The following is a 10874-nucleotide window of genomic DNA, read 5'->3' on the forward strand; positions in this document are numbered from 1 at the left end:
GATGATGGGACGGGAGGAGGGATGATGCCGGAGAAACGGGCGGGCGGACGGACGGGCATGGCGACGGATGCGCGCAGACGCACGACCGTCGAGCCGTGGCGTTCGCTGACGGCGTTTGCCGTCATGCTCGACTTTGTGCTCGCCTTCAAGGTCGAAGGCGTGGGGACATGGGCGTTGGCCGTGACGTTGGTGCTGCACTGGTGCTGCATGGGCGTGATGCCGTTCGCGCCGCGTCTGGGCGGATGGCTGACCGTCGCGGGATTCGCGGTCGTCGCCGTGGCGTGCCCTGCGATGCTGCCGATGCTGTGCGCGGGCACGTGCGTGGCGCTCGCGGTGATGGCACAGCGGTCGGGCCGACTGTTGGAGCTGTGCGCGGCGCTGATCGCGTCGTACGGCGGCGTGCTGCTGGGGCGGACGCTCGCGGACGGGGCGGATGCCGGTATCGCGCCGGCGGACATGCTGATGATCGTCTGTGCTACGGCGAGTATGGGTGTCTCCCTGCTGTTCCGGTGGCGGCGGGAGTCCGTGCGCGAGACCGAGAATCGGGTGCGACGCGAGGGGCTCGACCGCGACCGGCGCATCGCAGTGCAGATGCACGATGCTCTGACCAACGACATGTCGTACATTGCCGCGGTGGGGGAGCGCCATGCGGACACGGAGAGCGGCGAGGTTGCCGATGACGTTGTCAATGATGCGTCCGTCGGTGGCGACGTCGACGCGTGGCGTTCGGTGATCCGTCGTGCGCAGGCGTCGTCTCGCTCGATGCACGGCATCATCCGCGCGCTCGCGCGGGAGGACGATACCGTGGCGGGCGATCATGCGTCGTCGGAGACGTCTTCGACGACGGAACTGACGACGCTGGCCGCTCTGCAGGAACGTGACCTTGCCGACGCGGGGTTCTCCGGATGCGTGAGCGTGCGCGATGACCGCGCGCTGCCGGATGTGCTGCCGCCGCAGGTCGATGACGAGGTGCGCTCGCTGCTGTTGGAGCTCGCCTCGAACGTCCGCCGGCATGCCGATCGCGGTTGCGAGTATCGAATCGTCGTGACGATCCGCCCCTCCGGCGTGGAGATCAGCCAGTCCGATGCCGTCGTCGTGGCCGATGCCCGTACCGTCCCCGCCTTGGCCGATGACCGCGGCGGCCTTGGGCTCGCTTGGCATGCCCGGCGCGTCATCGCGCTCGGCGGTACGTTCGATCATTCCGCCGACGACGGACTGTGGGTGCTGTATGCCCGAATCCCGCTGGAGGAAAACACGCAGATTGGGCAGAACTGACCTCCTGGAGGCCTTCTGGAGGCTCCCCGGGGTCACATCTGCCAAATCTGCGCGCACGACCCGCAGAGTGTCCTAGATACTGGGATGCAGTTCCAAATTTGGCTATACTGGTGCACGTATGAGCGCGTCGCCTAGGCGCGGCGTGCGGACCATCAGACAAAGCAGTCGAGAGGCAGGACACATCCATGACCGCGAACCAGTACAACTTCGAAGGCAAGGTCGTCATCGTCACCGGCGGCGGCACCGGCATCGGCCGCGCCATCACCCAGGGCTTCCTGGACAACGGCGCCACCGTCGTTGCCGTCGGCCAGCGTCTCGCCCCCCTCGAGGAGACCATTCAGGGCTACGACAAGGGCTACGCCCACCAGACTGACGTCTCCAAGCACGAGCAGGTCGCCGAACTGGTCAAGTGGACCGCGGACACCTTCGGCCACATCGACGTCGTCGTCTCCAATGCCGGCATCTTCGAAGGCGGCGAGATCGAACACGTCTCCGACGACGTCTGGCACAAGCTCTTCTCCGTCAACGTCGACGGCCTCTTCTACCTCACCAAGGAAGCCCTCCCGTACCTCAAGGAATCCAAGGGCAACATCGTCGTCGACACCTCCGTCTCCGGCCTCTTCGGCGACTGGGGCCAGACCGCCTACAACTCCACCAAGCACGCCATGAACGGCTTCGTCCGCTGCGTCGCCCTCGACTACGGCCAGTACGGCGTCCGCGTCAACGCCTTCGCCCCCGCCTTCATCGAAACCGACATCAACAAGGAAGTCTGGACCGACCCCGAGCGCCTCAAGCCCTACATCGAGCGCGTCGCCCTCGGCCGCACCGGCAAGCCCGAAGACTGCGCCGACCTCGCCCTCTTCCTCGCCTCCGACGGCGCCAAGTACCTCACCGGCCTCGTCGTCCCCGTCGACGGCGGCACCACCGCGGCCACCGGACAGGGCCGAAACAACTACGAAAACGACACCCGCTCCGTGCTGTGACCACTGCGATGGAGCGCCTTCTGCGTTGCGGGGAACTCGACGTACTGTTGTACGCCTTCGTTCCCCGCGCCTTGAAGTCGCACGCATCGCAGTGCCACAGCCCGCATGATGAATGATGGAGCGCCTTCCGCCTTACGGCGGGCTCGACGTACCTTTGTACGCCTTCGCCCGGCGACGGCGGAAGTCGCACGCATCATTCATTTCACGTGACCACTGCGATGGAGCGCCTTCTGCGTTGCGGGGAACTCGACGCTGAGCCGTGAAGCGCGGAGCCCGGTGGGCTCCGCGTAGGCGAAGTGAGCGGCCGCCAATGCCACGCGTCATTCGCGCCACAGCCGCAGCCCGGCTGTGATCATCGAAGGCGGCCGCAAGGCCGCCGCACCCTAGGGGGCTTCCCTCGCCAGAGGGAAGCCCCGGCGCTCCCCGTGCCTACAGCCCACCGGTTTTCGGTAGTTCGTAGCTCAGTGGGGCTGCTGCGGCCCATATGACGATTCCCTTGGAGGGATGCGATGACGCGCACCCCTCGGGATCGTAGGCAGGGAGCGAAGCGACCGATGGCCGAACGGCCTTGAGTGTATCCCGAGGGGTGCGCGTCATCGCATCCCGCAGTTCAACGACGATCAATGAGGGAACGACAATGACACTTGGTGAGGATTATCAGGAGCCCGTCAAGGGCAGGCTGTACACGATCATCCCTGAACGCGAGGAGCGCGCCGCCGCCCCCCGCCCGTTCATCGACACCCACGTCCATCTCATGAAGACGAGCCTGTACTCGTGGTTCAACCCGAGCAAGGCGCCCACGTTCGAGGGTCCGTGGGATCCGCTGTTCGCTGCCGGCGACTATCTGGCGGACGATCTGAAGGCCGAGCTGGACGGTTCGACGGCGTCGATCGTTGGCGCCGTGCACGTGCAGGCCAATGCGGACGATCCGGTGGAGGAGGTCGCGTTCGAGCAGCGGATGAGCGAGGAGAGCGGCCTGCCGATCATGATCGTGGCCGGCGGCGATCTGTCCGATCCGAACATCGAGGCGACGCTGGAGCGCGAGGCGAGCTACGCGAACACGCGCGGCTTCCGCCAGAACCTCAACATCCACTCGCACCCGCTGTACCAGTACGTGAGCAAGTCGTACATGGACGATCCCGACTGGCTCAGGGGCCTCGCCCTGCTGCCGAAGTACCACATGAGCTTCGACATGCAGCTGTATCCCACGCAGTTCGCGCGCGCCGCCGAGGTCATCGACGAGCATCCGGACACGCTGTTCATCATCAACCATGCGGGCATGCTCGCGGACCGTGACTTCGAGGGCTGGAAGCTGTGGAAGAACGGTCTGGCCGATCTGGGCCGGCGCGACAACGTGGCGATCAAGATCTCGGGTCTGCCGTCGATGGATCACTACTGGACCATCGAGAGCTTCAAGCCGGCCATCTACACGGTGCTGGACGCGTTCGGCGTCGACCGTACGATGTTCGCGTCGAACTTCCCGGTGGACAAGCTGCACTGCTCGCTCGTCGATCTGGTGCACGCGTACGTGCGCTGCACGGAGGATCTGTCGCGCGCCGAGCAGGATGCGCTGTTCGTGGACAACGCGAAGCGGTTCTACCGGTTCTGACGCTGGACCGTGACGTCAGGAGAGCCGAAAGAGAAAGGGAGAATCCATCATGCCGACCGTCGAACGCGCCTCGTACCGAGGCTTCCTGCGACCCGACGTCACGGACGAGGAGGTCGCGCGCGCCGCCGCCGCGGTGGAGTCGGACGCGCGTCGCCTCAACGCCGAGGGCGTGGTGCTCACGGTGTGTCTGACGCGCTACGGGCGTCAGGTGTTCCTGTACGTGGAGCACATCGTGCCCCGGCATCCCGACCGCGAGGCGATGGGCTCGATCACCGGGTTCCCCGCGGCCCGGGAATGGTTCGACGGGCTGCTCGCGCTCTACCCGCAGTTCGGCGGCGACGTGCCGTGGGCGTACATGCATCCGGTGTTCTGGTTCGACGAGCCGAAGGACGTGGAGTCGTTCCGCCGCGCGCAGGAGCCGGACGCCCGTTGCGGGCGCATCGCGCACTTCTATCCGGACACGGTGATCGACTACGTGGTGCATCATCAGCTCATCGCGCGCGAGGGGCTGGCCGTGGGCGACCGTTACCAGTTCATCAGCGTGCTTGACGACGTGGCGTTCAGCTACTTCGAGACGCCGCGCGACCGCGAGCGCGTGAACATCCGCCGTGAGGAGGGCGAGTCGAAGGAGATCCAACGCTGGCTGGACGTCGACCCGTTCAGCCACTTCGACCATTTCGATCCGGGCACGCTGGAGCGCGACTTCCTGGTCATCGACACGCTGGTCTCCGTCGGCTGACGGCGGCGGGACGAATCATCCCGGCACGGCGGGGCAGGGCGCGCGTCAGCGGTCCTCCTCGTCCGTCATCCAGTCGAGCGCGTTGACGACGTCGACGCCGTCAACGCGGCCCAGCCCGAACGGATCCAGCGTGAGGATCATGCGTTGTCCCTCGGCGTCTCCCAGACGTCTGAACGGCGCGAATTCGCGGGCTCGTGTGCGCTCGTCCATGATGCTTGCGCTGACTTGGATGAATTTCCGCTCGCATGTCAGGTCGTCGCGGAGACGGGTGGCCACGAAGTCGATCTCCAGATCGTCCATCTTTCCGACCTGGACGTCGTAGCCGCGGACCACCAGCTCGTTGTGCACCGCGTTCTCCAGCAGGGGGCCGAAATCGCCCGTCGGATATCCGAGCAGCATGTTTCTGATGCCGAGATCCGCCGGATAGTACTTGTTCAGTCCCTGCAGGTAGTCGCCGCCCTTTGCGTTGATGCGTTGCGCGCGGTAGAACAGGAAGGCGTCTGTGAGGCCGGAGATGTACCGTTCGATGGTCTCCGTGGATGCGGGTCTTCTCGCGCTGCGCAGACGATGCTCGATTTTCGTGATGGACACGGGAGATCCGGCGGTGTCCGCGAGGTAGCGGGCCACGTCGTTGAACACCAGCGGGTTGCGGATCTGCAGGTGCTGCGCGATGTCGCGCACGAGGATCGTGTTGTAGATGCCGGACAGCACCGTGCCGGACAGCGCCTGGTTCGTGCCTTGGTCGACGACCGGCGGCAGGCCGCCATATCGGGTGAAGCGGGCGAACGCCGCGGTCCTGTCGGTCTCTCCGGTGTAGTCGAGGAATTCCGCGAACGACAGCGGGAACACGTTGATTTCCACGTACCGGCCGGACAGCAGCGTCGAGAGCTGGCTGGACAGCAGATGCGCGTTCGATCCGGTCAGGTAGACGTCGACGTCCTCGTCGACGTGCAGCGCGTTGACGACCCGTTCCCATCCGTCCACCAGCTGCACTTCGTCGAGCAGCACGTAATGGCGTCCGGGGCCGGCGATGTGCTCGGTGATGTGGCGATGCAGCTGTTGTGAGGTACAGTCCGCGTAGGCATATGATTCAAGATTGATCGTGATGATGTGATCCGCCGCCACGCCGTGCTCCGTGAGGTAGCGTCGGAACAGCGCCAGCAGCGACGATTTTCCGCATCGGCGCATGCCGGTGATGACCTTGATCAGGCCGTTGCCGCGGGCGGCGACCAGTGCGTTCAGATATCGTGGCCTGTCCTTGAGCTCCATTCCTCGTGCCTCCGTGCCGTCGCTCGAGCGAGATGGTACTTTTCCGAGTATAATCGGAAAAGTAGGGCATTGTCTCGATTTTTCCGATCATACTCGGAAAAATCGGCCGTCAAACGGTGGGCGACGTCCCGTCTCGCGCACCGCCCGGCCTCACGTGGCGTGCTCGAAGCGGATCACGTCCGGGTCGGCGTTGGAGGAGAGGAATTCGCGCGGCGTCATGTCGAACTCCTTGCGGAAGCAGCGCAGGAAGTGCGTGTACGACTTGAAGCCGCACATGTGGTACACCTTCTTGGCGTTGCCGTATTCGCGCAGCAGCTCCTTGGAACGGATGAGCCGCTTGGTGAGCGTGTATTCGTGCAGGTTCACGCGCATGTGCTTCTTGAACTCGCGGCTCAGGTAGTACTTGTTGATGAAGAACTGCGAGGCGAGCGCGTCCAGCGAGAGGTCCGCGTCCAGATGCGTGCCGATGTAGTTCATCACGTCGCCGATGAGCTTGGGCACGGTGGAGCTTTCCGGCATGATGTCGTTGGCGTCGCTGAGCACCGCCTTGTTGAGCATGATCATGAGCTCCAGAAAGTGCTGTTCGTAGATGATGTCGTCGCCGTAGCCCTTGCCGGGGCGCTCGTCGAGTCTGCTGATGGCGGCGGCGAGCTCGTCCGGGTCGATGCGGATCACGCGGCTGACGGGCTTGCCGTAGTGGCGGAAGCATGCGGTGAGGTCGGTGACGGGGGTGGAGTGCGCCTTGAGGTAGGTCTCGGTCACGTAGACGTAGGCGCGCTCGTAGTAGTCGGACGACTGGCGCACGATGTTGTGCAGGTCGTTGGCGTTGACGAGCGTCACGGTGCCGGGCGTCGTCTCGTATTCGTCGCCGTCGAGGTAGAAGACGCCGCTGCCCTTGAGCACGCAGTTGATCTCGTAGAAGTCGTGGTAGTGCAGCGGCATGTCGGCGAGGACGTCCTGGTTGACGTGGAAGATCTCGAAGCGGTCGGTGATCATCGAGTTCACGGCCACTGCCGGTGTGTTGGATGCCATGGCTCCCCGTTCCTTGCGTGTGCGGCGCTGCGCGTTCCCGGTCCAGTATAGTCGCGCGGGTCCTGGTTCCGCGGATCCGCGCATGGGAAGACCCTCCGTCCCGTGGTGGGGCGGAGGGTCTCCGTCGGCGTTCGGTCGCGTCGTGCGTCGTGCGACGTCACGCGACGGCGGACGTCACTTCAGCGAGTCCTTGGCGCGGGTGATGAAGTCCTGCGCGGCCTGGGAGGCGGTCATCTTGCCGTACATGATCTGCTCCTGCAGGTCCGGCATGATCTTCTTGTTCACCTCGGTGGCCTTGGACGGCATCGGCTGGTTGATCGGCGAGGAGTTGGCGGGCACGCCCTCCTGGTACTTGACGATCGTCTTCTCGTTGTCGGACAGCGACGGGGTGATGGTCTCGAGCGCCTTGGAGGAGATCGGGATGCCGCGGTCGAGCAGCATGGTCTTCACGGCCTCGTCGTTGTTGGTGTAGTAGTCGATGAACTTGACGGCCATGTCCTTGTTCTTGGAGGTCTTGGCCACGGCCCAGTACTGGCCGGGGTGCACGTAGTTCGACTTCTTCACGTTGCTGGACGGCCACGGGTAGAGGGCCAGCTTGAGGTCGGGGTTCACCTTGGAGTAGGCGGTGAGCTGGGAGTTCCAGGCCAGCGAGTTCCAGGCCTGCTTGTCCTTGGAGGTGAAGGAGACGAGCGGGTCCTGCTCCACGGAGCCGAGGGTGATCTCGGTGTACTGCTCGGCGGAGATGCCCCAGCCTTCCTTGTACATGGTCTCCCACACGTTGAAGTACTCCTCGTAGGCGGACGCGTCCTCGGAACCGAGGTTCTCGCCGTCGAACAGCTTGGCGTCGTGCGCGCGCATCACGTACTCGAGGTTGTACGCGTCGCCGCCGAAGCCGTACTCGGTCTTGACGCCGGACTTCTCGTAGACCTGGCGCGCGATGTCCATGAAGTCGTCGAGCGTCCAGTTGTCCGGGATGGTGATGCCCAGCTCGTCGAGCAGGCCCTGGTTGACGATGAACGTCGGGGCGTTCACGCCGGACGGGATGGCGTAGATCTTGCCGTCGGTGCCCTTGCCGGCGGAGAGGGTGTTCTCGTCCACGTTGCTCATGTCGAGCTTGCCGGAGGAGATGTAGTCGTCGAGCGGCTCGAGCAGGCCGTTGTCGATGTACTGGGTGAGGTACGAGAAGTCCATGGCGAACACGTCGGGCAGCGACTTGCCCGCGGCGTTGGTGGACATCTTCTGCCAGTAGTCGGCCCACTGGGAGAACTGGCCGTCGATGGTCACGCCGTTGGCCTCGCCGAACGCCTTGTCCACCTTGGCCTGCAGGTCGTTGCGGGTCTGGTTGCCCCACCATGCCACGGTGAGCTTGCCGGGGTCGCCGGAGCCTCCGTTGGAGGAGCCGCATGCGGCCATCGAGAAGATGGTGGCGCCTGCCGCCGCGATGGCGAGCGCCTTCCTGATGTGCTTGTTCATTTCAGTGCCTTTCTCCTTCGAAACGCGCCTCCATCGGCCCTCCCGCGCTGGCGGATCCGATGGCTTGCCTCTCGCACGCCTCCGATGCAAACGTCCCACATGTTGAAACGCTTTCCCGGATTTGTGACGATGCTCACAGGATATCCGGGGGAACGCCCGACGGCAAACGATCGAGATGCTGCAAGAAAACATAGTCGAAGATCGTTGGAATCGCAAGGTTTTCGGCGATTTCGACGCCTGTATTCCATCGTTTACTTGATGTTCTGACCGCAAGAATGGATAGTGATCGCGCAACAAAAGCACATCCGTTGCGCACGTTGTGGCACGGGGGGTGTGGCGCGTTGCCGCGATGGCGCGCGACGTCTTGCGCGTCGTCGGCGCGGCTCCGATGCGTCCTCAAGAAAAGATAATTGTTGTGCAACAACTGCTTGTTGTGGACCGTGTGTGCGATGTGCCGCCTTCCTACACTGGAACTCAGCGCACAGTGCAGTGGCGCGCAGCACGAACCGGAACCCATCGTGAACTCAGGCGCACGACGGAACGAGAAGGAGCACGACATGACCGAACTCAAGCCCCCCGCCAGCCGCGAGGAGATCCGCACGCTCATCGACCGCATGATCGACAACCTCGTCACCATCGAGGTGACCGACGGCAAGGGCCTGTGGGTCAACCCGGACGGCACCGTCGTGGACGACAAGAGCTGGAAGGAATGGAACTGGCCGCAGGGCGTGGGCCTGTACGGCATCTACAAGAACTACCAGGTCACCGGCAACCCCAAGGCCCTCAAGACCGTCACCGACTGGTTCGACCAGGCGCTCGCCAAGGGCGCGCCGGCCAAGAACGTCAACTCCGTGGCCCCCATCCTCACCCTCGCCTTCCTTTACGAGCAGACCGGCGAACCCAGCTACCTGCCGTACCTCCAGCAGTGGGGCGAGTGGATCTACAACGACCAGACCCGCACCGAGGGCGCCGGCATCCAGCACGTCACCCTGGCCGACGAGAACCACAACCAGCTCTGGGCCGACACGCTCGTCATGACCGTGCTCGCCCTCGCCAAGCTCGGCAAGGTGCTGAACCGTCCCGAATACGTGGAGGAGGCCAAGTACCAGTTCCTCATCCACGCCAAGTTCCTCATGGACAACGCCAACGGCCTGTGGTTCCATGGCTGGACGTTCGACGAGCGCAACAACTTCTCTGCCGCCCACTGGGGCCGCGGCAACTGCTGGGCCACCATCGCCATCCCCGAGGTGCTCGCCCTGCTCGACCTGCCCGAGCACGACGCCGTGCGCCGCTGGCTCGTCGAGGTGCTGCGCGAGCAGGTCGAGGCGCTCGCCAAGCTGCAGGACCCGGTCACCGGCATGTGGCACACGCTGCTCGACGACCCGGACACCTACGTCGAGTCCTCCGCCACCGCCGGCTTCGCCTACGGCATCCTCAAGGCCATCCACATGCGCTACCTTGACGCCAGGTACACCGAGGTCGCCTATCGCGCCGTCAAGGGCCTCATCGGCCAGATCAACGACGCGGGCGAGGTCGAGCAGGTCTCCATCGGCACCGGCATCGGCGCCGACTGGGACTACTACCGCAACATCGACATCACCCCCATGCCGTACGGACAATCGCTGACCGTGTTGGCGTTCACGGAATTGCTGGTATCCTACTGCTAGGGCTTAGTGAAACCGGTTTCATGGCAGCGCCCGCCCCGCGACGGACAACGACGTGCAACACGATTGACTAACCGGAAAACTGAAGATTGAATGGAATCGTCACTGACGACACATCAGAAAGGAAGTCCATCATGGCCTTCGACATGAACAAGTTCTCGCTGGAGGGCAAGGTCGCGCTGGTCACCGGCGCCTCCTACGGCATCGGTTTCGCCATCGCATCCGCCTTCGCGGCCGCCGGCGCCAAGATCGCCTTCAACGACCGCACCCAGGAAGCCGTCGACCGCGGCCTCGCCTCCTACAAGGAAGCCGGCATCGAAGCCCACGGCTACGTCGCCGACGTCACCGACGAGGACGCCGTCGCCCAGCTCGTCAAGGACATCGAAGCCGACCTCGGCACCATCGACATCCTCGTCAACAACGCCGGCATCATCAAGCGCATCCCCATGCTCGAGATGTCCGCCAAGGACTTCCGTCAGGTCATCGACGTCGACCTCAACGGCCCCTTCATCGTCTCCAAGGCCGTCCTCCCCGGCATGATCAAGAAGGGCCACGGCAAGATCATCAACATCTGCTCCATGATGTCCGAACTCGGCCGCGAAACCGTCTCCGCCTACGCCGCCGCCAAGGGCGGCCTCAAGATGCTCACCCGCAACATCTGCTCCGAATACGGCGAAGCCAACATCCAGTGCAACGCCATCGGACCCGGCTACATCGCCACCCCCCAGACCGCCCCGCTCCGCGAGCGTCAGCCCGACGGCTCCCGTCACCCCTTCGACGCCTTCATCGTCGCCAAGACCCCCGCCGCCCGCTGCCCGTCCCCACCCCCG

Annotated in this window: 9 protein-coding genes; 6 read left to right on the top strand and 3 right to left on the bottom strand. The window is 64.4% G+C overall.

Annotation, left to right across the window (positions count from 1 at the left end; translation table 11 throughout):
• Positions 1-24 precede the first annotated feature (24 nt).
• The 4 genes from G1C96_RS07980 (at position 25) to G1C96_RS07995 (ending at position 4606) form a co-directional block, all read left to right on the top strand.
• The gene (locus tag G1C96_RS07980; protein ID WP_169276060.1) at positions 25-1275 is read left to right on the top strand and encodes a sensor histidine kinase; all 1251 of its coding nucleotides are present in this window, start codon (positions 25-27) and stop codon (positions 1273-1275) included.
• Between the two features lie 185 nt (positions 1276-1460).
• Entirely contained in the window at positions 1461-2258 is a 798-nt protein-coding gene (gene budC / locus G1C96_RS07985) for a meso-2,3-butanediol dehydrogenase (protein WP_169276061.1), read from the top strand.
• A 637-nt stretch (positions 2259-2895) separates the two neighbouring features.
• Positions 2896-3867 (top strand): amidohydrolase family protein, encoded by a 972-nt coding sequence (locus tag G1C96_RS07990; protein ID WP_169276062.1) that lies wholly within the window; start codon positions 2896-2898, stop codon positions 3865-3867.
• A gap of 49 nt (positions 3868-3916) precedes the next feature.
• A complete protein-coding gene (locus G1C96_RS07995) occupies positions 3917-4606 on the top strand; it encodes a hypothetical protein (RefSeq protein ID WP_169276063.1) in 690 nt (229 codons plus the stop codon).
• A gap of 45 nt (positions 4607-4651) precedes the next feature.
• Here G1C96_RS07995 and G1C96_RS08000 read toward each other — a convergent pair whose 3' ends face one another.
• From G1C96_RS08000 to G1C96_RS08010, 3 genes are all read right to left on the bottom strand, one after another.
• On the bottom strand, positions 4652-5875 hold the full coding sequence (locus tag G1C96_RS08000) for an ATP-binding protein (RefSeq protein WP_169276064.1): 1224 nt from the start codon (positions 5873-5875) through the stop codon (positions 4652-4654).
• Between the two features lie 150 nt (positions 5876-6025).
• Positions 6026-6907, bottom strand: a complete 882-nt coding sequence (locus G1C96_RS08005; protein WP_169276065.1) for an AraC family transcriptional regulator — start codon at positions 6905-6907, stop codon at positions 6026-6028.
• Between the two features lie 174 nt (positions 6908-7081).
• A complete protein-coding gene (locus G1C96_RS08010) occupies positions 7082-8380 on the bottom strand; it encodes an ABC transporter substrate-binding protein (RefSeq protein WP_169276066.1) in 1299 nt (432 codons plus the stop codon).
• 557 nt (positions 8381-8937) lie between these two features.
• On the opposite strand from G1C96_RS08010, the gene bglB reads away from it, so the two are divergent.
• Both bglB and G1C96_RS08020 read left to right on the top strand, forming a co-directional pair.
• Complete coding sequence (gene bglB / locus G1C96_RS08015) at positions 8938-10047, top strand: beta-galactosidase BglB (RefSeq protein ID WP_169276067.1); 1110 nt, start codon at positions 8938-8940, stop codon at positions 10045-10047.
• A gap of 131 nt (positions 10048-10178) precedes the next feature.
• The coding region (locus G1C96_RS08020) for a gluconate 5-dehydrogenase (RefSeq protein WP_169276068.1) at positions 10179-10874 on the top strand (696 nt) is incomplete at its 3' end.

This window comes from Bifidobacterium moraviense, assembly GCF_012932365.1.
GTDB lineage: Bacteria > Actinomycetota > Actinomycetes > Actinomycetales > Bifidobacteriaceae > Bifidobacterium > Bifidobacterium moraviense.